Raw genomic sequence first — 25,465 nt, 5'->3', positions numbered from 1 at the left:
TCCGATCGTTGAGGGGGACGTACGGGCAATATCCTCCAGCACTCGCGGAGTCGAACCGACCGCCCCGTCCTGAGGCGGCGGGATACGCGCGTCCCGTCGAGTGAGGTCCCGCAGGCGGAGGCGTCGGAGAGCACCGCACGCCTCATGGCCTGTGGCCGTACCGACCCGTATCGTGTCATACGTGACGCGAGTCTCCTGCGACGCCGAGTCCGAAACCGGGCCGGTCCGCGCGATCTGGCGGGACCTGGGCCTTCCCGGACTCATCGACGTGCACACGCACTTCATGCCGCCGAACGTGCTGCGCAAGGTGTGGGACCACTTCGACGCGCACCTGTGGCCCGTCACCTATCGGAAGGACGAGGAGGAACGCCTGGCCCTCCTTCGCGGGTTCGGGGTCCGGTACTTCACCGCGCTCTCCTACCCCCACCGGCCCGGCATGGCGTCCTGGCTCAACGCGTGGGCGGAGGACTTCGCCGATCGCAACCCCGACTGCCTGCGCAGCGCCACCTTCTACCCCGAGCCCGAAGCCCACGACTACACGGTCGCCGCGATCCGCTCCGGGGCCCGCGTGTTCAAGGCCCATCTCCAGGTCGGCCGCTACGACCCGCGTGACCCCCTTCTCCGGGACGTGTGGGCGACCCTCGCCGACGCGAACGTCCCCGTGGTCGTCCACTGCGGCTCGGGCCCCGAGGCGGGCCCCTTCACCGGCCCTGGGCCGTTCGCGGAGGTCATGCGCGAGCATCCCCGTCTCACCGCCGTCATCGCGCACGCCGGGGCACCCGAGTACGGCGCGTTCCTGGACCTGGTCGACCTTTACGACCGTGTCCACCTGGACACGACGATGGTGTTCACCGGTTTCACCCAACGCTGGGCGCCCTTTCCCCCCGAGGCGCTCCCCCGCCTGAGAGACGTCGCCGACCGCGTCCTGCTCGGTACGGACTTTCCGAACATTCCCTACCCCTATCTCGACCAACTCCTGGCCTTGACCGGCCTCGGTCTGGGGCAGGACCGGCTGCGCGCCGTCCTGCACGACAACGCCGCCCGGTTGTTCGGCCTCCGGCCGCCACCGGACCCTGCCGAACGCTGACACCGCCGACGCAGAAAGGCACCGCCGCACATGGAGCTCACACTGACACCCCTGGAGTTCGCCCGCCGTACGCGCAGGCTGTACCCCGAGCGCGAAGCGGTGGTCGACCGGGACCTGCGCCTGACCTACGAGCAGTTCTTCGACCGCTGCGACCGGTGGTCGTCCGTTCTCCAACACATGGGGGTGGCCAAGGGCGACCGCGTCGCCTACATCGCCCCCAACACCCACGCCCAGTTGGAGTCCTTCTACGCGGTCCCCCAACTGGGGGCGGTACTCGTACCGATCAACTTCCGACTGTCGACGGAGGACTTCGTCTACATCATCGACCACTCCGGCGCGAAGGTCCTGTGCGTGCACGCCGACCAACTCGACGCCGTGGACGCCGCCCGGGACAGGATGCCGAACGTGGAGCGCTTCGTCGCCCTGGAGGGAGCGCGGCCGGGCTGGGAGGACTACGAGACCCTCCTGGCCGAGGCCGCACCGGAGTTCACACGTCCCGAGATCGCCGAGGCGGACCTGCTGACCATCAATTACACGAGCGGTACGACCGCGCGTCCCAAAGGCGTGATGATCACCCACCGCAACGCCTACATGAACTCGGTGGGCACCCTGCTCCACCTGCGGATGGACGTGGGCGAGCGGTATCTGTGGACCCTGCCGATGTTCCACGCCAACGGTTGGACCTACACCTGGACGGTGACCGCCGCCGGCGCCACCCACGTGTGCCTGCCCGTGATGGACCCGGCCACCGTGTACGAGCTGATCCGCACCGAGGGCGTCGGCTGGTTGTGCGCGGCGCCGACCGTGCTCATCATGCTGGCCAACGCCTCCGAGGAGACCCGCGGCCGGGTACCGTCCGGCGTCCACGTGGTCACCGCCGGGGCCTCACCCGCGGCCGACACGATCGAACGGTTGGAGGACGGCTTCGGCTGGACCGTCACCCACGTCTACGGCCTGACCGAGACGGCGCCCTTCATCACGGTGTGCGAACCACGCACCGAGCACGCGGAGCTGTCCTCGCGTGAGCGTGCCGCGGTCAAGGCCCGTCAGGGGGTCGAGCTGATCACCTCGGGCGAGCTGCGCGTGATGGACTCCGACGGCACGGAGGTGCCCTGGGACGGCACGACCGTCGGTGAGATCGCCGTGCGCGGCAACGTGGTGATGAAGGGGTACTACAACGATCCGGAGGCCACCGAGCAGGCCATGGGCGACGGCTGGTTCCACACCGGTGACGCCGCGGTCGTCCACCCCGACGGGTACGTGGAGATCCAGGACCGGGTCAAGGACGTCATCATCTCCGGCGGGGAGAACATCTCCTCGGTCGAGGTGGAGGGTGTGCTGCTACGGCACCCCTCGGTGCTGGAGGCGGCCATCGTGGGCGTGTCGCACCAACGCTGGGGTGAGACCCCCAAGGCGTCCGTGGTGCTGCGTGAGGGCGCCACGGTCTCCGAGGACGAACTCATCGCCTTCGCCCGGGAGAACCTGGCCCACTTCAAGGCTCCCACGCAGGTGGAGTTCGTGGATCGGCTGCCCAAGACGGCCACGGGAAAGATCCAGAAGTTCCTGCTGCGCGATGGCGCGTCCGCCGTGTCCCGACAGTAGGCGCCGCGATCGATCCGGCCCACGGCGGTCCCGTCCCGGTGACCGCCGTACCACCCCGGCGCACGTACCGGGTCACTCCGGGGAGGGCGTGAGCAGGACGAACCCCGCACGGAAGGGGTCCGAGCACACCGCGAGCCTTCCCACGGACCGGAGGGTCTCCTCCACGTCGGGGGCCGCGAAGTAGACCATCCAGTCGGGCCGGTCGCTCTCGCCCCAGAGGGGCAGCAGTCCACCCGCCACGGCGCCGTCGCTGAGCAGAATCCGGTACCCACCACTGCCGGGGCCCTCCGACCCGGCCTCCCAACCGAAGAGTTCACGGTAGAAGGCCGCCGAGGCCTCGGTGTCGGGGGAGGTGACCTCGATCCAGCAGGGTGATCCGAACTTGAAGTCGGTGGTGATCATCGCTGCTCCTCTCCGTGTACGCGGACTTCCCCGGATTCTTCCCTGCCGGAGGCCCTCCCAGAGGTCGGCGCGGCAAAACCTCGCACAACTCGCCGTTGGCCGGACCGAAGTCGGTGGGCACGGGGTTCCAAGGCCTCCGACGCCCCCGCCCCCGACGCACCGCTCCTCCACCGCACGATCCGCACCCGGCCCGGCTGCCACGATCCGGGACCATCGGTGGATCCACGCGTTCTCCGCCCGAAACGACGAACGAGCGGCAGGACTCCTTGCCGCACCTTTCCCCCCGCCCTAACATTCCGGAAACATCGGGCTACCCAGAGGTAATGATGCGGATGAGCTCTCGACCCTCCCGACGCTTCGGCGTGGCCGCGACCGGGCTGGCCGTCGTCTCCGGCCTGCTCGGTGCGGTGCCCGCTCAGGCCGAGCCCGTCCACGCACCGGTCGCCACGGTGTCCGGACCGGTCCCCGTCACCGACGACTCCTACCCCTTCATGTCCGCCGCCGGCCCCGACATCCCGCCGATCGAGGCCGGCGAACCCATCGAGGTCGACCTCGCGGGACACGGCTACGTCGAGGAGGAGTTCCTCCTCGACGGCACCGCCGAACACCGGGATCCCCGCACGGGCGAGGTGACCGGCTCCTCCGCCTACACCACGCGGATGGTGGTCCGGCGGCCGGCGCGCACCCGCGACTTCAGCGGGACCGCCTTCCTGGAGTGGAACAACGTCAGCTTCGGTCAGGACATCGAGATCGACTGGTTCCTGTCCCACGACTACTTCATGCGCGAGGGCCACGTCTGGGTCGGACTCTCCGTGCAGCGCGTCGGGGTCGACGCACTACGCGAGTGGGACCCCGCGCGCTACGGCGACCTGACGGTCGGCGGCCCCGAAGCGGCCGACGCCCCGGCCTTCGACGTCTTCTCCCAGGCCGCGCGCGCACTGCGCTCACCGCGGGGTGTCGACCCGCTTCCCGGCCTCGACGTCGACACCGTCATCGCCACCGGCCACTCACAATCGGCCAGGTACCTGGCGGGCTACCACAACCTGGTGCATCCCGACCACGGGGTCATCGACGCCTTCATGATCCACGGGGCCCCCACCGAACTACGGGAGAGCACCACCCCCGTCATGAGGCTCATGGCCGAGACCGACGTCCGCCTGCGGTCCCAGAGCCAGGAGCCGGACTCGACGTACTTCCGCCGCTGGGAGGTGGCCGGGACCGCACACGTCGGCTTCACCGAGTACCTCACCTTCGCCCCTCTCATCGCCCGTGAGAACCCGGGCACGGAGCCGCAACGGTGCGACCGGCCACCGCTGAGCCGGATCCCCTTCCACTACGTGTTGAACGCGGCCTACGACCACATGGTCGACTGGGTCGAGGAGGGCACCGCCCCTCCCAGGGCACCGCGCCTGCGGTGGGACGACGCGCTGACGGCGAGCCGCGACGAACACGGCAATCAGCTCGGCGGAATCCGCCTGGCCGAGCACGAGGTCGCCACCGCGCTCAACCACGGTGACAACACCGGGGACCCGTTCTGTTTCCTCCAGGGCACCCACGTCCCCTTCGAGGAGGACACCCTCAGGGACCTGTACCCCCGACGCGGCGGGTACGTCTCCCAGGTGAATCGGGCCGTGAACCAGGCACGGCACGCCGGGTACCTCCTGTCCGAGGACGCCCGCGACTCCCGTCTGGCCGCGCTGCGTGCGGACCACCCCTGGTGGTAGTCCGCGTTCCCGTCCTCTCCTCGCCCCCGGCCCTCGTGAGGGACCGGGGGCCTTCGGTTCTCCGGGAGGGATCGGCGGGACCGGACCCGTGCCGTCGGTCGTGGAACTCCCCCGGTCGGGAGGAGGTGAACATCCGCCCGCCGGCGCGCGTCGAAACACCCGACACACGTTCTCCCCGGTGGGGGAAGAGGAGACCATGGAGTGCCGATGACCGACAGGGGCCGTCCGTCCGCGGTCGCGTCCGCCTCGCCCGTGCGGGGCCGTCGACGCCGATTCATCGGCTGCCTCGCCGTACCCGCCGCCCTGCTCGTGGTCGTGTTGATCGCGACCGTCGCGGTCCACGGTCTGCGCAGTGGTCGATACGTGCTCTTCCCCGAGGTGTCGACGACCCCGGCGTGGTCCGCGCGGGGGCTGCCGGGGACGACCGTCGGGGCCTGGTGGACGCCGGAGGTCGTCGTCCACGCCTCGCAGGCGGGGCTTCGCGCCCTGTCCCCCGTGGACGGCACGGAGCTGTGGCGTTGGGAGGCCGAGGGGACCGTGTGCGGAATGAGCGAAGAGGTGGACGACCGGTTCGGTGTGCTCCTCCTCGAAGGCCCCACCGAGGACCCCGATCCCGTGGCCGACGCACCGGCGCGGACCTGCGACGTCGTCGTCGGCGTCGACCTCGTGGACGGGCGACGGGCCTGGCGTACCGATCCGCTGTTCGGCTCCGGTACCGGAGCCGAACCCTTCCCCGACGGTTCCCAGACGGTGGTCGGAGAACAGGTGCTGGTGCGGGTCGGCGCGCGGCTGTGGGGGTTCGACCGCCGCACCGGCCAGGAGCTGTGGCACCGCGACGAGTTCGATGTGGAGGGCACGCGCTGTCCCGCCGTCGACCTCCTCCCTCGTTCACCCGACGCGGTCGTGGTCGCCACCGACTGCGGTCTCGGAGGGCCGGTGACGGTCCATGTCACGGACACGACCACCGGTGAGGACGCATCCGCCTTCGTGTTCCCCCGAGGCGATGCCCAGCCCAACATCACCTCCGTCGGCAGGACCCACGTGGTCGCGGCCGATCCGATCCACGTGCGTGTCGACCTCGGGCACGCCTACGGCCCCGGCCGAGGATACGGGTCGGGCGACCAGGCCCCCGGTTCGGCCAGGGCCCACACCCTGGTCTTCGGCGACGACGGGACCCTCAGGCGCACCCTCGACATCGAACACGCCTTCGACACCCGGTCCGACACGGACCCGTTCGTGCTCGTGGTGGACGGAGTCGTCTACAGCTCCACCAGGAACACCAGTTGTTCGAACTCGGTCCACGCCCATGACCTGGCCACCGGAGAGCACCTGTGGGAGACCCGCATGTCCGGCAGCGGTCACGAGGCGACGGCGGTGCTGGACGACCGCCTCCTGGTACTGCGCGGCGGCACCGCCCCGTACGGGGAGTGCTCCCTCCTGGCCCCCGAGCGGACCTGGCAGCTGTACGCACTCGACACGGTCACAGGCCGGGAGCGGCCCCTCAGCCCCCAGATGGGCGATCTCCACCACCCGAGCGCCTCGGGGGCGTGGTGGCACGACGGTCGCGTGTTCCTGCTCCAGCACCGGGCGGGGGAGGACTCCGGCGGGATCGTCGCCCTCCACTGACACGCCCCCACACGGGTCCCGCGTCGTCCGCGGGAGTGACGACGGCTTTCCTCAGTGTTCGAAGTGGACGAAAAGCCTGCCGAAGTACTGACATCGATGCACTTATGGAAGGCCGGACTCAGAGTTCGCGGTAGACCTCACGACGATGGGCGATACGCAGGGCCAGGACGACGAGTCGGCCGTCATCGATCGAGTAGACCACCCGGTGGTCGCCCACCCGGATACGCCAGAGATCCGTATGACCGCTGAGCCGACGGCATCCGTCTGGACGCGGTTCCCCAGCCAAAGCCATCACAGCCGCATACACGCGGCGAGCCACGGGCTTGTCCAGCTTTCCGAGCTCCTTACCGGCCCTGCCGTCGAACACCACCTCGTAGGAACGCGGCGGCCCGTCCGTCACAGACCAAGCTCCCTGGCCACGTCATCGGCGGAGACGACCTCAGCGTCGCCGGACCGGATCTCCTCCAGTCTCTGCTGCGCGACCGCACCATCCTGCTGATCGAGTAGCTCCTCGTAGGCCTCGACCAGCTCGATCGGGACGATCGCGGCAACACGCTCGTGCTTGCGCCCTCGCGTCACGTAGGTGATCTCATCGCCGAAGGCCGCCCTGTTCACACACTGGGAAAAGTGGTTACGGGCATCCGCGACGGTCAGCTCGACGGGTTCAGCACTCATGCGTCGATGATACGCCAAGCTAGCCAAGTTGGCTAAGATGGCGTCCCCATAGGGCGCGCTCAGTGCCGGAAATGGACGAAAAGCCTGCCGAAGTTCTTGGAGTCCTTCTCCACCCGGTGGTAACGGGCCTTGACGTCCTTGCGGTCCAAAAAGCGCAGTACCCGCTTCTTGAGCTGCCCCGACCCCTTGCCGGGGATGATCTCGACGGTCTTGGCCTTCGTGCGCTCGGCCTCGTCCATGATCGCGTTGAGGGCCTGATCGATGTCACGCCCCTTGTTGAAGATGTCGTGCAGGTCGAGTTTGAGCCGCACCATGCCTCCTCCGCGTCCGGTGTTCCGGATCATACGCGGCACGCCCGTCGACCTCCCTCCGGCCGGAAGGGCCTCCTTCGGCTCCCGTGCCTTTCACCTCCGCCCCGCCGACTGGACCGAACCGTGGCGCGAAGAGCGGTTCAGGCCGCCTCGGAACCGTTCGGGGAGACCGTGGCCCTCCCCACGACCCCCTCCCTTCGCAGGGCCCACCACAGACCGAGAACGGTGACCACCACCAACGTTCCGAACGCCCCCAGAGTGAGGACGTCGGGCCGCACGACCGACTGGCCGCGCAACGCCTGCCACGTGGTCAGGGCGACCACCGCCGCGTAGGAGGACCCGATCACGGCGATCAGGCGGAGTCGCAGGAGATCGGACTCCAGCCGGGGGAACCGCCGGCGGAGGCCCGTCAACGCCAGGATCGACAGGATCATCACCTGCAATCCGTGCAGGCCGAGGAAGTGCGGCACCCGCAGGTCCCCCGCCACGGTGCTCCACCCCACCAACGGCAGGCCGGGACCGCCGTCGGGCAGGCCGACGGTGTGCGCGCCGACGATGTCGGCGACACCGCCCTGGCGCAAAGTGACCATCTGTTCGGCGGTCGGTGAGGTCATGAGGTAGGCGAGGACCATACCGACGAGTGCGATGGCCACGCCGACCCTGAGGGCCCAGGTCGTGGAACGGTCCCCGAGCCGCTGCGTGAGCAGTATCGCTCCGAGGGCGAGAGTGGCCGTCCACACGATGACGATCATGAGGGCCATGGCGCCGTAGACGGCCGCGTCGAACGGAGTCGCACGGTTGAAGTGACTGGGTTCGCCGCGCACCACCTGGAGCACGATCGCGGCGAGCTCCCCCGTCAACATCACGGCGATGAGGGTGCCCAGCCACCGACCGGCACGACGTCGGCGGGTGAGCAGGGACAGCAGCCAGGCGAGGCTGACGTTGTAGACCGCGATGGACAGGGCGAACTTGGCGGGTTTGAGCCAGATCGGCTCCCCGTTCACCACGCGGTCGTCCACCGCGAGACCGACGGCGGCCACGGCCAGGAAGACGGCGCACAACGCGGCGACGGCCATCAGGGGACGGTGGCCCAGGGCCTTTTCGAGACCGGTCCAGGACCGGTGTCCGGCCCGTGGGGGAGGGGGGTTCATGCGAGACCTCTTTTGGATAGTTGAGCTATCCATTATGGATACCGCTACTATCCAAGACAAGAGGATCCGGCACCACCGAGAGAGGACGGCCCCATGCGCATGGCCCAACTGAGCGAGCGGTCCGGAACCCCGGTACCGACGATCAAGTACTACCTACGGGAGGGTCTGCTCCCCCGGGGCGAGCGCACCGGCCGCACCCAGGCCAGATACGGCGAGCACCACCTGCGTCGGCTACGTCTGGTCCGTGCGCTGACCGACGTCGGAGGGCTGTCCATCGCCGCCGTCCGCGAGGTCCTGGACAAGGTGGACTCCCCCGAACCCACCACCCACCAGCTGCTCGGGCGCACCCTTCGAGACCTCACTCCCACGGCGTCCGGTGACGTCGACGTCCAGGCCGAGGAGGTCGACACGGAACGTGTGAGAGCCCTGGTCGAACGCCGGAACTGGCGGGTCCCCGCCGAGGCACGCCCCTTCGCCGACCTGGCGGAGGTGATCGCCGCCTTCAGACGTGCGGGACATCCCGTGGACGACACCGCTCTCGACGACTACGCCGCCGCCGTGGAGAGCGTCGCCCGGGTGGACCTCGACTCCCTGGAGGAGATCACCGAGACGGACGAGATCCTGGAGAGTGCCGTCGTGCGCACCGTTCTGGGGGACACCCTCCTGGCCGTCATGCGCAGACTCGCGCAGTTCGACGAGTCCGCCCGCCGCTCACCGGCGACGGACGACGACTGCTGACGGGCACCGTCACCGATCGGGCGGTCGCCGGGACCACGGGAGCCCGAAGTTCTCTGGTACGTCGGTCCCGGCCGCGAGATCATGAACACATGAACCGGAAGGAACTCGTACGCGCCTCCAGGTTCCTGGCACGCGTGCTCCGTCACGCGCCGGACAGCGTGGGGATACGGCTCGACCCGCAGGGGTGGGCGGAGGTGGACGCGCTCCTCTCGGGCTGCCGCCGGGCCGGCCCGCGTCTGAGCCGCGCCGACCTGTGGGAGGTCGTCGAGGGCGACGACAAGGGGCGTTTCGTCCTCATCCCGGACGGCACACGCATACGCGCCTGGCAGGGCCATTCGGTACGGGTGGAACTGGGGCTCGAACCCCGCACCCCTCCCACGCTCCTCTACCACGGAACCGTGGGCCGCTTCCTGCCCGCGATCATGGGCGAGGGACTGCGTCCGATGCGGCGCCACGACGTGCACCTGTCACCCGACCCGGGGACCGCCCGGAGGGTGGGCGCCCGGCGCGGAGAACCGGTGGTGCTCTCGGTCACCGCCGCACGCATGCACGACGAGGGTCATGTCTTCCGCGTGACCGGCAACGGGGTGTGGCTGGTCGCCGCCGTACCGGCGGAGTACCTCACCGCAGCGGTCCCTTCCTGACACGCCGCGGACGGTGTCACCGGTCCGACCGCTTGTCGGCGGAGAAGATCGCGGTGCCGGGGATCATCCGTCCGCGCACCGGACCCCAACCGCCCCACACCCTGTCCAGACCCTCGGGCCACTCCGGCTCGACCATGTCGCGCAGAACGAGTCCGGCGCGGGCGATCCCGCGAATCCAGTCGCCCACCGTGTGGTGGTGCTCCACGTAGATCGCGTTGCCCTCCTCGTCCTCCTCCACGTAGGCGCGGCGGTCGAAGTAGGAGTGGCGCACGGTGAACCCACGCTCGCTGGGATCCTCGGGAAAACTCCACCGGATCGGGTGCGTCACCGAGAACACCAGCCGCCCGCCCGGCCGCAGCACCCGGGCGGACTCGGCCAGGGCCCCGTCCGCCGAGGGCACGAAGGGAAAGGCGCCGAAGGAGGAGAAGACCACGTCGAAGGAGGCGTCGGCGAACGGCAGTCGCTGCGCGTCGGCCTGCACCGTCGTCAGTGTGTGCCCTGTCTCCTGGTCGATCCGGCGTGCGTGCTGCAACTGGCGGTAGGACAGGTCGAAGGCCACCACCTCGCGCACCCCCTGGGCCCGCAGCCACCGACCGCACTGGCCGGCGCCGCAGCCCACCTCCAGGATCCGGCGGTCCCGCAGTCCCCCGGGCTCGCCCAGCAGCCGGGCCTCGGCCTCGGTCAGCCCCTCAGGGCACCACACGAAGTCGGCGTCACCGAGGAAGTCCCCGTGCTCGGCCTGGTAGGCGTCGGCCGCGCCGTCCCACCACAGGCGCCCGGCACGGGCGCTCTCCCCCGCTCCCGCCACGCGGCGCTCGACCCGGCCAGGGGCCGGATAACCGTCATCGTCGTACATGGCCGCCTCCGGACCGCCGTCGAGAATGTGCACTCGCGCCGAGTCTTCCAGAAGAACGGCCCCCGGACAGCCGCCGGAACGACGGTCAGGACGAGACGGTCTTCCCGGCGTCCGTGGGCCGCTGCGCCTCGGCGTCCGTCCCCTCCCCGTCCGTCGAGGTCCGCGCCGGCTCCCCCGGTTCTTTCGCCTGGGCCTTGCGGGCGTCCTCGACCTCACGCCGCATGAGGAAGATCCACCCTCCGATGGCCACGAGGGTGAACACCCACCACTGCACGGCGTAGGACAGGCTCATGCCCAGATCCAGCTCATGCACCGCGATCCGCTCGGGCGCGGGGTCGGGAACCGGATCTTGTGAGGTGAGTTCGACGTATCCGCCGTAGACGGGATACGGCAGGTCCTCCGCGATCATGGGCACGTCCACCATCATGAGCTGCCCCTCGGGCAGGTCGTCGCGGTTGCGCAGTCCGCTGTTGGCCTCCGTCTCGGAGTGCTGTAGACGTCCGGCGATCTCCACGGTGCCCTCGGGCGCGGGCGGTACCTCCGGCGGGTCGAGCGCGGTCTCCCCGCGCGGGACCCACCCACGGTTGACCAGGATCGCGGGCCCCTCCTCGGTGACCAGGGGCGTCATCACGTGGAAGCCCACACCACCGGATCCGTCCCGGTTGCGCAACACGAACTCGTGTTCGGTGTCCCAGGTGCCCGCGGTCTCTACGGTGCGCCACCGGTCCGCAGGGTCGACGTCCTGGCCCACCCCGGTCAGTTCGGCGACCGGCACGGGATCCGCGGCGAGGTTGTCCTGTTGCAACTGGACCGAGTCTCTACGCGTCTCCCATCGCTCCAGCTGCCAAAAGCCCAACCAGATGAAGCTGGGCACGATCACCAGCACCAGCGCGTGGAAGGCCAGCATGCGTCGTGAGAACAGGACTTTGAGCACGTCTTCGAGGTTATGAGATTCTCCCGGCCACCTTGCACCGCCCCTCGCGCACACGCGACCGGGGCCGCCGGTGACCGACGACCCCGTGTGCGCGTGAGGGGAGCCCGACGCCGAGCGGCCTACTCCTCCTCGCCCACCGACGCGGCGGCCTTGCGCCTGCGGGCGAAGTACAGGCCCGCACCGCCGGCACCGACGGCGGCCACGCCGGCGGCGACCAGTCCGGCCAGGGCGCCACCGGTCACGGCGAGTTCCTCACCGGCCTGCGGCTTGGGGGCGGGCTTGTCGTCCCCGGTGCTGGAGTCGTCCTCGTCCTTCTCCTCCTCGCGGGGCTCCTCGGGCTTACCGGGCTCCTCGTCACCGGGCTCCTCGGGCTTGCCCGGCTTGTCGTCACCGGGCTCCTCGGGCTTACCGGGCTTGTCCTCCCCGGGCTCCTCGGGCTTTTCACCCTCGGAGATGACCTCCATGCAGGAGGACTCGGCCAGACCGAGCACGGACACGGCGTTGCCGCAGATGTCGACGGCCGCGTCGACCGGGACCACGACCTGGTTGCCGCTGGCCACACCACCGGAACCGTCGGTGGAGACGGCGCCCTCGTTCTCGGGGGAGGCCTGGATGATGTTGACGATGGTGGTGCACTTGGAGGTGGAGCCGCCCAGGATCGCCACCGAGTTGCCGCAGACGTTGATGGCGGCGTCGACCGGCACGATGATCTGGTTGCCACTGGCCACACCACCGGAACCGTCGGTCGTGGTCCTGGGAGCGTCGGCGCTCTCCTCCTCCAGGACCTCCACGACCTCGATGCACTCCGCCTCGGAGACACCCCCGACGGAGGTGGCGTTGCCGCAGGCGTCGATGGCGGCGTCGACCGGCACGATGATCTGGTTGCCGCTGGCCACACCACCGGAACCGTCGGTGGAGGCACCGCCCTTACCGCTGGCCTCGTAGAGGACCTCCGAGACCTGCGTGCACGTGGCCTTGGAGATGCCGAGGACGGCGAGCGAGTTGCCGCACAGGCCGGCCTCGATGTCCACGGGCACCACGACCTGGTTGCCGCTGCCGATCCCGCCGGAGCCGTCGGTGGTCGCGTCGGCGAAGGCCGTGACGGGGGCGAGGACCAGCCCGGCCGTCATGACGGTGGCGAAGGAGTGACGGAGTGTGTTGCGCATGTGCGGATGTGACCCTTTCACAGAGGAGGCTCGGGGATCGCGCCGGTTGTGGCGCTGCACCGTGGGGAACCGGGCCCCGCGTCGTCGCGTGGCGTGATTCGGTCCCGTGGACCACGGCGGGCGGGTCCGTCACAGCGTGAAAAGGCGTGACGGCGGGGTGACCCGCGTATGTGGAGTCGCGGTTCTGCGTGGAATGCGCTTCGCCGGAACACCAACGGACCGAAACGCTAGCAAGTCGCCAGGATCCCGCGACCACTTTCAGAAAATACGCTTCGCGAATGCAAGTACTCAGAGTAGTGGATTTCAAGCAAACTGTAGTGAGAGCAGTTCAGAGGCACCACCAAGAATCACCTAGAGTGAATAAGTGAGCACGTAGAGCTCTATCTCCGGGAGAATTTTTTTGCGGCGCCTACAGAACCTGTCCTCTAAACAACTTCGTAGATTAGTTCCACGGGTCGACGTGAGAACCCCAAACCCATCACCTCGATTCACCTTGCCCAAGAAAGTCCAAAGATGCGAGATTCTCTAAAAATTGCCAAGAAAATACGAATATGACCGGAAGGTCCTGCCCCTCTCCCGTCCTCCCCTCCTGGGGCGGCCTCACCGAATCCGTCCCGAAGGCGACCCCGATCGGAGAACGCCGGCGACCACACCCCGAATCTCGTACGCCCCGAGGACGGAGAATCCCCACGCCACGGGGATTCGCTCACACCGCACACCCCACCGACTTCACCAAGGGCTGCAAAAGCGCTGGTCATGTGCGCGTACGCTGGAACCGGCGGGGGACACAGGCAGGCCCCGTCAACACCCCGGTGATGCCCTGACCTCCGGCACCACCGCGCACACCCGTGACCGTTCCGGTGACGGGTCGGGATGCCGTCCGGCATCCATCCGGTCACGAAGGCCAACCGGAAACGTGTGACGTGCGTCCTCAACCGAGGACATGCCCCCGTTTCCCCCGCCCCACTGGAGCATGCATGCACCCCGTGTCCCCGCGCCCCTTCGCGGCGCTTCCCGTCGGCGCCGCAGTCCTGGCGCTTCTACTCACGGCCTGTTCCGCGAGCGACGACACCCCGTCTGCGAACGAGGGTGTCGTCGATCCCGCCGAGGAGACCGTCACCTCTCCCTCCCCCAGCACGGAGCCCGAACCGGCCGGTGAGCCCTTCACCGTCGCCTTCGGAGGCGACGTGATGTTCGAGGGCATGCTCGAACCGCGCCTGAACGACCCCCAGAGCGCCCTCGCCCCGATCGCCGAACAGCTCTCGGCCGCCGACCTGGCCATGGTGAACCTGGAGACCGCCATCACCGAGGGCGGCACCCCCGCCCCCGGCAAGGAGTACCTGTTCCGCGCGCCCACCAGCGCCCTGGAAGCCCTGTCTGCCGCCGGGGTGGACGTGGCCTCCGTCGCCAACAACCACGGCATGGACTACGGCGCGGACGGGCTGATCGACACCCTGGAGAACGGAGAGGCCTCTGCCGTCCACCTGGTCGGCGCCGGACGCGACATCGAGGAGGCGTACGCGCCCCACGTGGCCGAGGTCAACGGCCAGAGCATCGCCCTGTTCGGCGCCACCGACGTGTTGGACGACCATCTCATCGCCGAGTGGACGGCGGGCGAGGGCAAGCCCGGCATGGCCTCCACCAAGGGCGAGATGAAGCAGCGGATGCTCACGGCCGTCTCCGAGGCCGCGGCCGAGCACGACAACGTCGTGGTCTTCCTGCACTGGGGCCTGGAAGGCGCGCACTGCCCGCTTCCGCACGCACCGACCCTGGCCGAGGAGCTGATCGCCGCCGGCGCCGCCGCCGTCGTGGGCGGCCACGCGCACGTGCTCTCCCCGGGCGGATTCATGGGTGACGCCTACGTCCACTACGGGCTGAGCAACTTCGTCTTCTACAACTTCAACGGTCCCACGGCCGAGACGGGCGTGCTCACCCTCACCTTCGACCAGGGCGCCGTGATCGAGGCCGACTGGGCACCCGCGCAGATCCAGGACGGTGTCCCGGTCCCCTACGAGGGCGCGGCGGCCGAGGAGGCCGCGCAGACCTGGCTGAACATGCGCGCCGAGTGCGGGCTTCCCCTGACCGACTCCCCCGTCCAGGTGCCGTAGAACCCGGGTCTCACGGCGTCGGGCACGGGGGCGACCTCGTGCCCGACACGGGTACCGGGGCCGGGCCGGGCACTCCTTCCGTGCCGGCCCGGCCCCACGGCGGTCAGGCCGAGGGCGCCTGGCCGTTGACCCGGCGCGGCACGCTCAGCGGGTTGTCGTCGCGCAGTTCCCTGGGCAGCAGCGACTGCGGGACCGACTGGTAGGTGACCGGGCGCAGGAAGCGTCGGATCGCGGTGGTGCCCACGGAGGTGTGCAGCACCGAGGTGGTCGCCGGATAGGGACCGCCATGGGTCATGGCGTGGGTGACCGCCACCCCGGTGGGCCAGCCGTTCCAGACGACCCTTCCGGCGACGGACGCGCCCAACGCGAGCAGGGCGGGCGCGATCTCGTCCTCCTCCTCACCGTGCACGGTGACGGTGAGCTGTCCCCGGAGGGCCTCCGCCGCCGCCGGCAGCCGCCGCTCGTCGTCGTAGGTCACCACGAGGGTCGACGGGCCGAAGCACTCCTCCAGGAGGGCGTCGGCGTGCTCCAGCAGGGAGTCCAGGTCCGTGCGCAGCAGCGAGGGCGTCCAGTCCTCACCGGCCCTTCTCCCCCGCACCAGCACCTCGGTGGCCGGGTGGTCGGTGAGAGCGTCCAGCCCGCGCACGAAGCCCTCGGCGACGCGCTCGTTGAGCAGGGGGGCGGCGGCCCGCCCGGAGAAGTCCTCGATCAGAGCGTCGAGTTCGATCTCCTCGGGCAGGAACAGCACCCCGGGTTTGGTGCAGAACTGTCCCGCGCCCATGTTCGCCGAATCGGCGTACCCCTGGAGGATCTCCTCACCCCGTGCCGCTGCCGCCCGCCGGGTGACGAACACCGGGTTCACGCTCCCCATCTCCCCGTAGAAGGGAATGGGATCCGGACGCGAGACGGCGAGGTCGAACAGCGCCCGGCCACCGGGGATGGAACCGGTGAAGCCGACGGCCCGGGTGAGCGGATGGGTGACCGCCCTCTTGCCGGCCTCCACCCCCTCCACCAGGGCGAAGGTCGCCTCGGGCGCCCCCGCGTCGGCGAGTGCGGTGCTCATGACCTCGGCGGTACGCCTGGCCAGACGAGGGTGCCCGGGGTGGGCCTTGACCACGACGGGACAGCCGGCGGCCAACGCGGAGGCGGTGTCGCCTCCCGCCGTGGCGAAGGCGAACGGGAAATTGCTCGCGCCGAAGACCACCACCGGCCCGAGCGGGACCAGCAGTCGGCGCACGTCCGGACGCGGCGTCCCCCACGCGGGATCGGCCGGGTCCACGGCGACCTCCAGGTAGGAACCGTCCTCCACCGTCTCGGCGAACAGGCGCAGTTGGAAGGTGGTGCGGCCCAACTCTCCACGGCAACGCGCCTCGGGGTAGTGCGCCTCCTCCATCGCGATCGGTACGAGGTCGTCCGCGGCGGCGTCCAGGGCGTCGGCCACGGCCCGTAGCATGCGGGCACGCTCGGCCGGGGCGAGGGCGGCCAGGAGCGGGGCCGCCGCCGCCGCTCGTTCCAGGACGGAGTCGAGTTCCTCCGGTGTGGTTTCCGGCACGATGGTCATGGCTCAGCCTCCAGGAGGTGTGTACGCGGCGTCGACCCTGATACAACCATCCTAGAGCCGAAGTGGAAAGCGCTATCCAAGCGGGTCGGCGCCAGAGGGGGCAGGACCGCCCGGCGTCACCGAGCACCGACGGTCGCGATCGACGCCCCTCGACGGGGCCGCCCTCGTCCGCCCCGGAGTCCGCCGTCACGGCCCCGTGCGCGCTTGAGGACTCAAGACCCGAACGAAAATGGAATTCGCCAGAACCAAGGGATTCCGAAAAGGCATCATAGGGTCCGTGACGAGAAATTCCCGAAGCTCAGCGCCCCCGAAGCCACGACAGTCCCCAGGCGACACGGGCGACGACCGCACGTCACGCCAGGACCGTGGACGGGTCGGCGGCGCGCAGGACGAACTCGCCTTCGCGCAGGCCCCCCTGCGAAGACTGCCCGCCCAACAACGCAGCGTGCTCAGAGTCCAACGCATGCTCGACTGCTGCGCCGAACTCCTCGACGAGATCGGCTACGACAACCTCTCCACCACCAGGATCGCCGAACGCGCCGGAATCGCCATCGGTTCCCTCTACCAGTTCTTCCCGGACAAGAAAGCCGTCACCCAGGCACTCGGCCTGCGCTTCCTCGACCAGTTCGGCGCCCGTGTCACCGAGCGCCTCGCGGACGCCTCCTTCAGCCACTGGACCCACGCCGTCGACGCGGTCGTCGACGAGTACATCGACATGCACCGCCACGTGCCGGGCTTTCGCAGTCTGCACTTCGGTGACGTCGTCGACCCCCGACTCCTCCACGGCGGAACCGAGAACAACCAGGTCATCTCCGTTCGCCTGCGCAAGATCATCGTCTCCGTCACGGGCATCCCCGACGACGAAGCACTCGACAGGGCCATCCGCGTCGCCGTCGAGGCCGCCGACGCCGTACTCAAACTCGCCTTCCGCGACGACGCCGAGGGCGACCCGGCCCTGATCGACGAGGCCAAGTGCCTCGTCCGCAGTTACCTGTCCCACTTCTCCCGACACAACGGAGGCGGCCATCAGTGGTAGCCGACGCCGGTACCTTCTCCCGCCCTGTGACCGGAACCGCGGCCGGAGTGCCCTACCTGGCCCTGCCACCCGCCGCCGGTGACACCCCGGCACCGCTCGTCCTCGGCCTGCACGCCTTCGAGCCGCCCCGCGCCGAGGCCGCTCTCGCCGGAGCCGTGCCGATGGCCCCGCTTCCGGCCTGGCGGGTCTACCTCGGCCTTCCCCTGTTCGGGTCCCGCCTCCCCGAGGGCGGTGTCGCCGAGATCAACCGACGCGGTGAACGCGACTACCTCGTGGAACTGTTCGGCCCCGTGGTGGAGGAGGCCGCGGCCGAGCTACGCCGCGTCGCCGACGAGCTCCGCCGGACCTTCCCCCTCACCGACGACCCCGTCGGCCTGACCGGCGTCGGGGCCGGCGCCGCGGCCGTCCTGCTCGCGCTCGCCGAGAGGCGTCTGCCCGTCAGCGCCGCCGCCGTCATCAACCCGATCGTGGACCCCGCTCTGGTCATCGCCGCCAGGGAACGACGCACCGGCACGCCCTACGAGTGGACAGAGAAGGCCCGCCAGGCGCGCGAATGGTTGAACTTCGGCGACCGGGTCCAGGAGATCGGCCGCGACCGCGTACCACTGCTCGTCGTCAGTGGAGGAAGGGACAGGGTCGTACCACCCGAGCACGGCGGCTCACTGCACGACGCCCTGGCCGAACACCTGCCCGAACATGCGCTGCGTCACATCGTGGTACCGGACCTGGGCCACGCCATCGGCCCCGAACCGGGCCTGGGACCCGGCCCCCTCACTCCGGCCGGGGTTCTCACCGACCGCGCGCTCACCGAGTGGTTCCACCTCCACCTGACCTCTTCCACGCAGGTCCGGACCGGCGTGGACTCCTGAGCGCCCGCCACCACCACGTTCCGGTCCCCTCCGGGACGGTCACCACACCCGCCGTTCCCCGTGCACGCCTCCTCGCCCTCTCGGCAGCCCCCATGGAGGACGCCGCCGCGACAGCTGGTACACGTTTCATGGGATCATCCAGGGGTGACCGCTCCCAGCGGTCCGCCTGACCGTTTCGACTCATCCTTCAGGAGGGCGAACCACGTGACGGAACCGGCACCGGTCTTTGCCAGCGGGGTCGACAACGAGCGGTTGAACGCACAACTACGCTTCCTCCTGGAAGTCGACAAGCTCAAGCGCATCCTGCGGCGCGGCCTTCTGGTGGACGGCTCCCGCCGGGAGAACGCGGCCGAGCACTCCTGGCACCTGGCGCTCTCCGCCCGCACCTTCGCCGAGTACGCGCCCGAGGGCACCGACATCGACCGGGTCGTGGAAATGCTGGTGCTGCACGACATCGTCGAGATCGACGCCGGGGACACGTTCCTGTTCGACCAGGTCGACCCGGGACCTCAGGCCGATCGCGAACGCGCCGCGGCCGACCGCATCTTCGCCCTTCTCCCCGCGGACCAGGCGGAACGCGCCCGGGAACTGTGGGAGGAGTTCGAGGCGTGCGCCACCGTCGAAGCCCGGTTCGCCCACGCGATCGACCACCTCTCGCCCATGCTCGCCAACTGGCACAACGAGGGCGGGACCTGGGTGCGCTTCGGTACGACCCGGGCCCAGGTGATGGAGAAGGTCAAGCTGATCCAGGAGGGCTCGGAGGCGCTGGGATCCTACGCCACCGCCCTGGTGGACGACGCCGACCGCCGAGGCTACTTCCACGACTGAGAAGAAGGTCAGACCCTGCCCATGAGGAGCTGGACCGCCGCGGACAGCCCCACCAGCACCAGGCACACGCGCAGGGCCGTCGGGCTGAGCCTGCGCCCGAACCTCGCACCGAGATGGCCGCCCATGACGGTTCCGGCCGCGAGGAGGCCCACGACCGGCCAGGCGGGCGAGGCCAACACGATGTAGAACACCGCCGCGGTGCCGTTGACGATGGTGGCGAGGGCGTTCTTCAGGGCGTTGAGCCGCTGGATGTCGTCGTCCAGGGCGGTACCCAGGACGCTCATCAGGATGATCCCCTGGGCGGCCGCGAAGTAGCCGCCGTAGACCCCCGTCGCGTACGTGCCCACCGGAAGCAGGGGGCCACCGTCCTTGCGGACGGGTCCGCGCGCGTGCACCCACCTGGTGATCCTCGGTTGGAGGACGATCAACACGCACGCGGCACCGATCATGAACGGCACCACGGACTCGAACACGCCTGGAGGCAGGTAGATCAGCAGCAGGGCACCGGTCACCGCCCCCAGGAAGGACATGCTCCCCAGACGGAGGAGGCGGGCGCGCTGACCGGCCAGCTCACGCCGGTAGGCGAGGGTCCCGCTGAGCGTGCCCGGCGCCAGTCCGACGCTGTTGGAGATCGTGGCGGTGATCGGCGGATAGCCGAGGGCCAGAAGGACGGGGAAGGTGAACAGGGTCCCCGAACCCGCGACGGCGTTGACCCCGCCCGCGGCCACGCCGGCGAGGAGGACGACCACCGCCTCCCAGAGTTCCATCCACTCGGCTCTTTCGTGCTCTCGCTCCCCCGACGTTCGAAGGCCACCACAGACTACGAGGACGGGTCCTCCCGCCCCCTCGGCGGGATACGCCAAGGGACGGGACCCACGGGAAAGGGGCGGCCCCGACCATGCTCCGGACCGCCCCGTCGTCTTCCGCCCCGCCTCAGCGGACCCCGACCACCTCGTCCCGCAGACGCTCGAAGGCACTGCCGACCCCCTGGAGCGCCTGCCCCATCTCCGCCGGCACGATCCACACCTTGTTGGCGTCTCCCCGTGCGATCTCGGGCAGCTTCTGGAGGTAGTGGTAGGCCAGCACGTCCGGATCGACACGGCTGGTGTGCAGAGCCTTGAACACCATGTGGATGGCGTCGGCCTCACCACGGGCTCTCGTCGTCTGGGCATCGGCGTCGGCCTTGGCGGTGAGCGCCTGTGCCTCGGCCGCACCCTGGGCGCGCAGCACCGCGGCCGAGCGCTCACCCTCGGCGCGCAGCACCGCGGACTGCTTCTCACCCTCGGCGCTGAGCAGTTGGGCCCGCTTCTCCCGGTCCGCGCGCATCTGCATCTCCATCGCCTCCTGCACGGAGGACGGCGGCTCGATGCCCTTGAGCTCGATACGACTGATCTCTATGCCCCAGTCCCTGGTGGCCTCGTCCAGGACGGCCTTCAACTCACGGTTGATCGCGTCACGGGAGGTGAGCGTCTCCTCCAGGTTCATACCGCCGATGACGTTGCGCAGCGTGGCCAGGGTCAGCTGTTCGACGGCCTGGATGAAGTTGGCGACCTCGTAGGTGGCCCGGTAGGCGTCCACGACCCGGATGTACACCGCCGAGTCGACCTCGACCGCGAGGTTGTCCTCGGTGATGGCCGACTGCGGAGGAAAACTGACGACCTGGACGCGACGGTCGATCCGCTCACGCACATGGTCCACACCGGGAATGACGACGTTGAAACCCGAGCTCAGCGTCCGGTGGAACTTGCCGAAGCGCTCGACGACGTCCTCCATCGAATGCGGAACGATACGCACACTCCGCCAGAAGATGATCAGTAGGACAGCGACGAAAAGCGCCACGATGATGATCATGGGCGTAAACATCTGGGGCGGCTCCGGATCTTCTGACAGGGGGTGGCAGACGGTACGGGCACGGACCACGCATCGGCGTCCCGCCCACCCGAAGATCATAAAGCGCGCCGAAATAAAGCGATCCGCTTACCGCACGCTGACGTTACCCCATATGCGTCGAGGCGACTACATCCGGACAGGAATCCTGTTTAAGGTCAATCGATTTTCGTTTTTCCCACAATCCCATAAGGAGAAGAGAGGAGGCCGGAGAAGGGCAGGTCAGACCGCCCGCGCACTCCAACGATCACCGTCGCGCTCCACCTTCAACGACAGACCGAAGGTCTCCGAAAGGTGCTCGGCGGTCAGGACGGCGTCGATCGGACCGGACCGCACCACCGACCCCTCCCGCAACAGCAGTGCGTGCGTGGTCCCGACGGGGATCTCCTCCACATGGTGCGACACCACGACGAGGGAGGGTGCGGCCGGGTTGCGTGTCAGGTTGCCCAACCTGCGCAACAGGTCCTCCCGACCGCCCAGGTCCAGTCCGGCCGCGGGCTCGTCCAGGAGCAGGAGTTCGGGGTCGGCCATCAGCGCGCGTGCGATGAGCACACGTTTGCGCTCGCCCTCGGACAGGGTGTGGAAGGTCCGCCCGGCCATGTCCCCCACACCCCAGTGACCCAGCAGGGTGCGCGCGCGACCGTGGTCGGGGGTCCCGTACTCCTCACGAAAACGGCCGACGTACCCGTAGGCCGCGCTCATCACGATGTCGAGGACCGTGCTGCCCTCCTCGATCTGCGAGGCCACCGCTGCCCCCGCGTAGCCGATGAGGGGGCGGAGTTCGAACACGTCCACACGGCCCAGGCGCTCCCCCAGGATCTCCACCTCGCCCTTCGTGGGGTGCGTCTGGCTGTACACCACGTTGAGCAGTGTGGTCTTGCCCGCGCCGTTGGGACCGAGGATCACCCAGCGCTCGCCCTCCAGCACCGTCCAGTCCACGCCGTTCAGCAGGTCGGCGTCACCTCGTCGAACCGTGACCCCGCTCAGGTCCAGAACCCGCCCGTCCATCGTCCTCCCTCACATCATGTCCCACGCCGGTGCACGGGCCGATCTACCCTGAAGCAATGCAGCTCACGTCCGCACCACTCGTCGCCTGGGGCAACGCCTGGCTGTCCGGACACGTCGGACTCGACGACGCCGTCGACGCCGTCGAACGGCGTAGCGGCCCCAACCTGATCGGGACAGTACCCTCAACGGTTCCGCCCCTCGACAGCGGCATACCGCTGCGGGCCGCACTGGTGAGGCTCCGCGGCCTGGGCCTGTCCGCCTTCCGGTTGGCGCTGCCCTCCTGGGGGGATCCCCTCGGACTGGTGGGACCGAAGGAACTCGACCAGGCCGCCGTCCAAGCACGAGAGGGGGTGCTGGTGCAACTCTCCGACCGGCAACTGGGACTGGTGCCCACCATCGACCGGCGTGGCTCATCCTACGTGGGTGTCTCATGGACGCCGTATCCGGCCAACGACACCCTGCCCCAGGTCCCGGGTCTGGCCGAGGCGGAACAGACGCTGAAGCGCACCGTCATCGAGGTCGCCCAGGTGATGGAGGGGGTCGACGACATCGCCTCCTTCGCCCCCGGCGTCCACCGCCGACTGGGAGAGCGGGACGGCCGGGAGGCGCCCCCGCTGGCACCCGGGTACCCGCCACGTGCCCATCGGGTGGCGACGCAGGCCGCACGGCTGGCGAAGGTGGTGGAACTGGCCGAGCCCTCCTCGGGGCGGGGGCTGACCGCCCACCAGGCGACGAACCGGGGCGAGGCGCTCCGACGCCTGGACGCCGCGGTACGAAGGGCCATGGTGGCCGCGCACGCGGCCGTCTCCCCTCTTCCCGGCCCGACCCCACGCCGGCTGCCCGACCGCGAGGCGGAGGGCTGAGAAGAGGCCGGCACGGTACCTCGTCCCGGGGTTGCCCGCCGGTCCCTGAAGGGAGACCCTGGTTACCGGGGCCGAAGTTCGGGGTCGGGCCAGGGGAGATACCTGATCCGCCACGACGGGGGAAGGCCGATACTTGGTGTGTGGTAGGCCGAAGCCCCGGCCCCACGGATGGAGAACGAGGAGACCCGTCATCATGCAGCCCGAGCACATCCGAGCCTCCGACGCGGACCGGGACAAGGTCGCCGAGAGGTTGCGTGAGGCCCTGGCGGAGGGACGTCTCACTCCCGTGGAGCACGAGGAACGCCTGGACACCCTGTACAGGGCCAAGACCATGGGCGAACTCGCCCCCATCGTGGAGGACCTGCCCGCTCCCGGGCACGACTACGCGACCAGGGAACGCTCCTCCCAGTCCCCCAGTGGCATGGAGATCCTGGACGGTGAGGCACGCGACCTGGCCGGACAGAGCAAGGGGTCGGAGAACCTGGTCGCGGTCTTCGGAGGCTGTGAGCGTAAGGGCCGCTGGCTGGTGGAGCCCCGCACCAACGTGTCCGTGCTGTGCGGCGGGGTCGAACTGGACCTGCGTGAGGCCGTGTTGAGCCGGCGCGAGGTCACCATCCAGGTCGCGGTGATCATGGGCGGAGTGGAGATCACCGTGCCGCACGGAGTCAGGGTGATCAACAACACGTCGGCGATCCTGGGCGGAACCGATCTCCACGGTACGGACCAGATCACGGACCCGGGCGCCCCGGTCGTGCGATTGACGGGAACCTGCATGTTGGGCGGGGTGGACGTCAAGGCGAAGGGGCCCAAACGCGGAAGGAAGAACAGAAGGAACCGGTGAGCCGGGACCTCGTTCCCGGTGTCCACATAGTGGACTAGCTGGGAAAAGAAGCCGCCCTGTGCGACGCCTCCCCCATGCGGCCGAGTAACGTGGACAACGCCATGAATGAGAAATCCACGCTTCTGGTGACGGTGACCGGCCGCGACCGTCCGGGCATCAGCGCCCGTCTCCTGAGCACTCTCTCCGTTTTCCCCGTGACGATCGTCGACCTCGAACAGGTGGTCCTCGCGGACCGCCTCGTGTTGGGCGTGGTCATCGAGGTGGACGAGAAGGTCGCTCCCGGTGTGAGCCGCCGTCGGGTCTTCGAGGAGGTCCGCAACGCGGTCGACAAGACCACGGTGGACCTCGGGATGGAGGTCGGATACGGAGAGGGCAACGGGCGCGTGAACGCGTTCGGCCCCAACCGTCTGCACGTGACGGTGTTGGCCGACCCACTGCGTCCCGGCGCCCTCGGAGCCCTCACCTCGTGTGTGGCGCGCGCCGGCGCGAACATCGACCGGATCGAGCGACTGTCACGTTATCCGGTGACCTCCGTGGAGATGGAGGTCTCGGGAGGCGACGTCGAGCACCTACGCGCCGAACTGGCGATCGAGGCGGCGACCCAGAACGTGGACGTCGCGGTGCAGCCGAGTGGCCTGCACCGGCGCGGCAAACACCTCATCGTCATGGACGTGGACTCCACGCTGATCCAGGGCGAGGTGATCGAGCTCCTGGCCGCGCACGCCGGTTGCGCGGAGGAGGTCGCCCGTGTGACCGAGGACGCCATGCGTGGAAAGCTGGACTTCGAGGAGTCCCTGCGCCAACGGGTCGCGCTGCTCAGGGGTCTGGACGCCTCCACCATCGAGAAGGTACGCGAAGAGATCCAGCTGACCCCCGGCGCACGGACCCTGGTGCGTACCCTGAAGCGCCTGGGCTACGAGCTCGGCATCGTCAGCGGCGGGTTCACCCAGATCACCGACGTACTCGTGGAACGCCTGGGCCTGGACTACTCGGCCGCGAACACGCTGGAGATCGTCGACGGCACACTGACCGGGGGTCTGGTCGGCCCGGTCATCGACCGCAAGGGCAAGGCGACCACCCTGAAGCGCTTCGCGGCGGAGGCCGGCGTCCCCCTCGAACAGACGGTGGCCGTGGGCGACGGGGCGAACGACCTGGACATGTTGCAGGCCGCCGGCCTGGGCGTGGCCTTCAACGCCAAACCGGTGGTGCGCCAACAGGCCGACACCTCGGTGAACGTGCCCTATCTCGACACGATCGCGTTCATCCTGGGCATCACACGCGAGGAGATCGAGGCCGCGGATCTGCACGCGCAGGCCGAGTCCTTCTGAGAAGCCGGAAGGTCCCCGATCTCGTTCCTGGACCCCTGTCCCCTCCGGGGGCGGGGGTCGAGTCGTCACAGGGTTCGCGTCGCCCCTCTAAGCTTTCACTTGTTCACAAGCCCGCACGAAAAAGAGAAGGGGGAGGAACCACCCTCTTCGGGCAACCCCTCCCCCTCCCAGAAGAAGAACCGTGGCAGCAACCTACTCTCCCACCCCACCACAGGGCAGT

Annotated in this window: 25 protein-coding genes; 13 read left to right on the top strand and 12 right to left on the bottom strand. The window is 69.3% G+C overall.

Going from position 1 to position 25,465, the window contains the following annotated elements; translation table 11 throughout:
* The first annotated feature begins 181 nt into the window (after nucleotides 1–181).
* Complete coding sequence (locus tag PFX91_RS19505; RefSeq protein ID WP_285733955.1) at nucleotides 182–1,087, top strand: amidohydrolase family protein; 906 nt, start codon at nucleotides 182–184, stop codon at nucleotides 1,085–1,087.
* 30 nt (nucleotides 1,088–1,117) lie between these two features.
* Nucleotides 1,118–2,689 carry a long-chain-fatty-acid--CoA ligase gene (locus PFX91_RS19500; RefSeq protein WP_285733953.1) on the top strand — a complete coding sequence of 524 codons (1,572 nt, stop codon included), beginning with the start codon at nucleotides 1,118–1,120 and terminating at the stop codon, nucleotides 2,687–2,689.
* A gap of 72 nt (nucleotides 2,690–2,761) precedes the next feature.
* Here the strand turns inward: PFX91_RS19500 and PFX91_RS19495 are convergent, their stop codons facing one another.
* On the bottom strand, nucleotides 2,762–3,091 hold the full coding sequence (locus tag PFX91_RS19495) for a VOC family protein (protein WP_285733951.1): 330 nt from the start codon (nucleotides 3,089–3,091) through the stop codon (nucleotides 2,762–2,764).
* 332 nt (nucleotides 3,092–3,423) lie between these two features.
* On the opposite strand from PFX91_RS19495, the gene PFX91_RS19490 reads away from it, so the two are divergent.
* Together PFX91_RS19490 and PFX91_RS19485 are read left to right on the top strand one after the other, a co-directional pair.
* Nucleotides 3,424–4,815: an alpha/beta hydrolase domain-containing protein gene (locus PFX91_RS19490; RefSeq protein WP_285733949.1), complete on the top strand. Its 1,392-nt coding sequence runs from the start codon at nucleotides 3,424–3,426 to the stop codon at nucleotides 4,813–4,815.
* Between the two features lie 207 nt (nucleotides 4,816–5,022).
* Nucleotides 5,023–6,441, top strand: coding sequence for an outer membrane protein assembly factor BamB family protein (locus PFX91_RS19485; RefSeq protein WP_285733947.1), 1,419 nt, complete (start codon nucleotides 5,023–5,025; stop codon nucleotides 6,439–6,441).
* A 118-nt stretch (nucleotides 6,442–6,559) separates the two neighbouring features.
* Here the strand turns inward: PFX91_RS19485 and PFX91_RS19480 are convergent, their stop codons facing one another.
* The 4 genes from PFX91_RS19480 to PFX91_RS19465 form a co-directional block, all read right to left on the bottom strand.
* Nucleotides 6,560–6,841 carry a type II toxin-antitoxin system RelE family toxin gene (locus PFX91_RS19480; protein ID WP_285733945.1) on the bottom strand — a complete coding sequence of 94 codons (282 nt, stop codon included), beginning with the start codon at nucleotides 6,839–6,841 and terminating at the stop codon, nucleotides 6,560–6,562.
* Complete coding sequence (locus PFX91_RS19475; RefSeq protein WP_285733943.1) at nucleotides 6,838–7,116, bottom strand: type II toxin-antitoxin system prevent-host-death family antitoxin; 279 nt, start codon at nucleotides 7,114–7,116, stop codon at nucleotides 6,838–6,840. The genes PFX91_RS19480 and PFX91_RS19475 overlap by 4 nt, the downstream gene beginning before the upstream one ends.
* A gap of 59 nt (nucleotides 7,117–7,175) precedes the next feature.
* Nucleotides 7,176–7,427 (bottom strand): Smr/MutS family protein, encoded by a 252-nt coding sequence (locus PFX91_RS19470; protein ID WP_285734094.1) that lies wholly within the window; start codon nucleotides 7,425–7,427, stop codon nucleotides 7,176–7,178.
* 140 nt (nucleotides 7,428–7,567) lie between these two features.
* On the bottom strand, nucleotides 7,568–8,578 hold the full coding sequence (locus PFX91_RS19465; RefSeq protein ID WP_285733941.1) for a hypothetical protein: 1,011 nt from the start codon (nucleotides 8,576–8,578) through the stop codon (nucleotides 7,568–7,570).
* A gap of 93 nt (nucleotides 8,579–8,671) precedes the next feature.
* Between PFX91_RS19465 and PFX91_RS19460 the strand changes: the two genes are divergently transcribed.
* Nucleotides 8,672–9,316, top strand: a complete 645-nt coding sequence (locus tag PFX91_RS19460) for a MerR family transcriptional regulator (RefSeq protein WP_285733939.1) — start codon at nucleotides 8,672–8,674, stop codon at nucleotides 9,314–9,316.
* Nucleotides 9,317–9,405: 89 nt separating this feature from the next.
* On the top strand, nucleotides 9,406–9,960 hold the full coding sequence (locus PFX91_RS19455; protein ID WP_285733938.1) for an RNA 2'-phosphotransferase: 555 nt from the start codon (nucleotides 9,406–9,408) through the stop codon (nucleotides 9,958–9,960).
* A 16-nt stretch (nucleotides 9,961–9,976) separates the two neighbouring features.
* Here the strand turns inward: PFX91_RS19455 and PFX91_RS19450 are convergent, their stop codons facing one another.
* The 3 genes from PFX91_RS19450 to PFX91_RS19440 form a co-directional block, all read right to left on the bottom strand.
* Nucleotides 9,977–10,816 carry a class I SAM-dependent methyltransferase gene (locus tag PFX91_RS19450; RefSeq protein ID WP_285734092.1) on the bottom strand — a complete coding sequence of 280 codons (840 nt, stop codon included), beginning with the start codon at nucleotides 10,814–10,816 and terminating at the stop codon, nucleotides 9,977–9,979.
* An 85-nt stretch (nucleotides 10,817–10,901) separates the two neighbouring features.
* Nucleotides 10,902–11,750 carry an SURF1 family cytochrome oxidase biogenesis protein gene (locus PFX91_RS19445; protein ID WP_285733936.1) on the bottom strand — a complete coding sequence of 283 codons (849 nt, stop codon included), beginning with the start codon at nucleotides 11,748–11,750 and terminating at the stop codon, nucleotides 10,902–10,904.
* Between the two features lie 119 nt (nucleotides 11,751–11,869).
* Complete coding sequence (locus PFX91_RS19440) at nucleotides 11,870–12,916, bottom strand: chaplin family protein (protein WP_285733935.1); 1,047 nt, start codon at nucleotides 12,914–12,916, stop codon at nucleotides 11,870–11,872.
* 977 nt (nucleotides 12,917–13,893) lie between these two features.
* Here PFX91_RS19440 and PFX91_RS19435 point away from each other — a divergent pair.
* On the top strand, nucleotides 13,894–15,024 hold the full coding sequence (locus PFX91_RS19435; RefSeq protein WP_285733933.1) for a CapA family protein: 1,131 nt from the start codon (nucleotides 13,894–13,896) through the stop codon (nucleotides 15,022–15,024).
* Nucleotides 15,025–15,127: 103 nt separating this feature from the next.
* Here the strand turns inward: PFX91_RS19435 and PFX91_RS19430 are convergent, their stop codons facing one another.
* A complete protein-coding gene (locus tag PFX91_RS19430; protein WP_285733931.1) occupies nucleotides 15,128–16,585 on the bottom strand; it encodes an aldehyde dehydrogenase (NADP(+)) in 1,458 nt (485 codons plus the stop codon).
* 445 nt (nucleotides 16,586–17,030) lie between these two features.
* Between PFX91_RS19430 and PFX91_RS19425 the strand changes: the two genes are divergently transcribed.
* The 3 genes from PFX91_RS19425 (at nucleotide 17,031) to PFX91_RS19415 (ending at nucleotide 19,318) form a co-directional block, all read left to right on the top strand.
* Nucleotides 17,031–17,621 (top strand): TetR/AcrR family transcriptional regulator, encoded by a 591-nt coding sequence (locus PFX91_RS19425; protein ID WP_285734090.1) that lies wholly within the window; start codon nucleotides 17,031–17,033, stop codon nucleotides 17,619–17,621.
* A complete protein-coding gene (locus PFX91_RS19420; RefSeq protein WP_285733929.1) occupies nucleotides 17,615–18,490 on the top strand; it encodes an alpha/beta hydrolase family protein in 876 nt (291 codons plus the stop codon). The genes PFX91_RS19425 and PFX91_RS19420 overlap by 7 nt, the downstream gene beginning before the upstream one ends.
* 204 nt (nucleotides 18,491–18,694) lie before the next feature.
* Entirely contained in the window at nucleotides 18,695–19,318 is a 624-nt protein-coding gene (locus PFX91_RS19415; RefSeq protein ID WP_285733927.1) for an HD domain-containing protein, read from the top strand.
* A gap of 8 nt (nucleotides 19,319–19,326) precedes the next feature.
* On the opposite strand, the gene PFX91_RS19410 is transcribed toward PFX91_RS19415, so the two are convergent.
* The 3 genes from PFX91_RS19410 to PFX91_RS19400 all read right to left on the bottom strand — a co-directional run bounded on the left by PFX91_RS19410 (nucleotide 19,327) and on the right by PFX91_RS19400 (nucleotide 22,213).
* Nucleotides 19,327–20,085 carry a sulfite exporter TauE/SafE family protein gene (locus PFX91_RS19410; RefSeq protein WP_285733925.1) on the bottom strand — a complete coding sequence of 253 codons (759 nt, stop codon included), beginning with the start codon at nucleotides 20,083–20,085 and terminating at the stop codon, nucleotides 19,327–19,329.
* Nucleotides 20,086–20,251: 166 nt separating this feature from the next.
* The gene (locus PFX91_RS19405; RefSeq protein ID WP_285733923.1) at nucleotides 20,252–21,169 is read right to left on the bottom strand and encodes an SPFH domain-containing protein; all 918 of its coding nucleotides are present in this window, start codon (nucleotides 21,167–21,169) and stop codon (nucleotides 20,252–20,254) included.
* Between the two features lie 258 nt (nucleotides 21,170–21,427).
* On the bottom strand, nucleotides 21,428–22,213 hold the full coding sequence (locus tag PFX91_RS19400) for an ABC transporter ATP-binding protein (protein WP_285733921.1): 786 nt from the start codon (nucleotides 22,211–22,213) through the stop codon (nucleotides 21,428–21,430).
* Nucleotides 22,214–22,269: 56 nt separating this feature from the next.
* Here PFX91_RS19400 and PFX91_RS19395 point away from each other — a divergent pair, with 56 nt between their 5' ends.
* The 3 genes from PFX91_RS19395 (at nucleotide 22,270) to serB (ending at nucleotide 25,245) form a co-directional block, all read left to right on the top strand.
* Nucleotides 22,270–23,076 carry an Rv1486c family protein gene (locus tag PFX91_RS19395; RefSeq protein ID WP_285733920.1) on the top strand — a complete coding sequence of 269 codons (807 nt, stop codon included), beginning with the start codon at nucleotides 22,270–22,272 and terminating at the stop codon, nucleotides 23,074–23,076.
* A gap of 193 nt (nucleotides 23,077–23,269) precedes the next feature.
* Nucleotides 23,270–23,917 carry a DUF1707 SHOCT-like domain-containing protein gene (locus PFX91_RS19390; protein WP_285733918.1) on the top strand — a complete coding sequence of 216 codons (648 nt, stop codon included), beginning with the start codon at nucleotides 23,270–23,272 and terminating at the stop codon, nucleotides 23,915–23,917.
* Nucleotides 23,918–24,018: 101 nt separating this feature from the next.
* A complete protein-coding gene (gene serB / locus PFX91_RS19385; RefSeq protein ID WP_285733916.1) occupies nucleotides 24,019–25,245 on the top strand; it encodes a phosphoserine phosphatase SerB in 1,227 nt (408 codons plus the stop codon).
* The last annotated feature ends 220 nt before the right edge of the window (nucleotides 25,246–25,465 follow it).

The organism is Nocardiopsis sp. ATB16-24 (genome assembly GCF_030271535.1).
Classification (GTDB): domain Bacteria; phylum Actinomycetota; class Actinomycetes; order Streptosporangiales; family Streptosporangiaceae; genus Nocardiopsis.
Note: the sequence above shows the minus strand (reverse complement) of the source record. Positions and strands in the feature narration are given on the sequence as shown.

Coding starts and splice junctions, on each gene's coding strand:
- PFX91_RS19485 (WP_285733947.1), top strand. CDS start 5,023: ATGACCGACAGGGGCCGTCCGTCCGCGGTCGCGTCCGCCTCGCCCGTG.
- PFX91_RS19405 (WP_285733923.1), bottom strand. CDS start 21,169: ATGATCATCATCGTGGCGCTTTTCGTCGCTGTCCTACTGATCATCTTC.
- PFX91_RS19450 (WP_285734092.1), bottom strand. CDS start 10,816: ATGTACGACGATGACGGTTATCCGGCCCCTGGCCGGGTCGAGCGCCGC.
- PFX91_RS19500 (WP_285733953.1), top strand. CDS start 1,118: ATGGAGCTCACACTGACACCCCTGGAGTTCGCCCGCCGTACGCGCAGG.
- PFX91_RS19430 (WP_285733931.1), bottom strand. CDS start 16,585: ATGACCATCGTGCCGGAAACCACACCGGAGGAACTCGACTCCGTCCTG.
- PFX91_RS19410 (WP_285733925.1), bottom strand. CDS start 20,085: ATGGAACTCTGGGAGGCGGTGGTCGTCCTCCTCGCCGGCGTGGCCGCG.
- PFX91_RS19455 (WP_285733938.1), top strand. CDS start 9,406: ATGAACCGGAAGGAACTCGTACGCGCCTCCAGGTTCCTGGCACGCGTG.
- serB (WP_285733916.1), top strand. CDS start 24,019: ATGAATGAGAAATCCACGCTTCTGGTGACGGTGACCGGCCGCGACCGT.
- PFX91_RS19435 (WP_285733933.1), top strand. CDS start 13,894: ATGCACCCCGTGTCCCCGCGCCCCTTCGCGGCGCTTCCCGTCGGCGCC.
- PFX91_RS19460 (WP_285733939.1), top strand. CDS start 8,672: ATGCGCATGGCCCAACTGAGCGAGCGGTCCGGAACCCCGGTACCGACG.
- PFX91_RS19395 (WP_285733920.1), top strand. CDS start 22,270: ATGCAGCTCACGTCCGCACCACTCGTCGCCTGGGGCAACGCCTGGCTG.
- PFX91_RS19495 (WP_285733951.1), bottom strand. CDS start 3,091: ATGATCACCACCGACTTCAAGTTCGGATCACCCTGCTGGATCGAGGTC.
- PFX91_RS19490 (WP_285733949.1), top strand. CDS start 3,424: ATGAGCTCTCGACCCTCCCGACGCTTCGGCGTGGCCGCGACCGGGCTG.
- PFX91_RS19465 (WP_285733941.1), bottom strand. CDS start 8,578: ATGAACCCCCCTCCCCCACGGGCCGGACACCGGTCCTGGACCGGTCTC.
- PFX91_RS19400 (WP_285733921.1), bottom strand. CDS start 22,213: ATGGACGGGCGGGTTCTGGACCTGAGCGGGGTCACGGTTCGACGAGGT.
- PFX91_RS19475 (WP_285733943.1), bottom strand. CDS start 7,116: ATGAGTGCTGAACCCGTCGAGCTGACCGTCGCGGATGCCCGTAACCAC.
- PFX91_RS19390 (WP_285733918.1), top strand. CDS start 23,270: ATGCAGCCCGAGCACATCCGAGCCTCCGACGCGGACCGGGACAAGGTC.
- PFX91_RS19440 (WP_285733935.1), bottom strand. CDS start 12,916: ATGCGCAACACACTCCGTCACTCCTTCGCCACCGTCATGACGGCCGGG.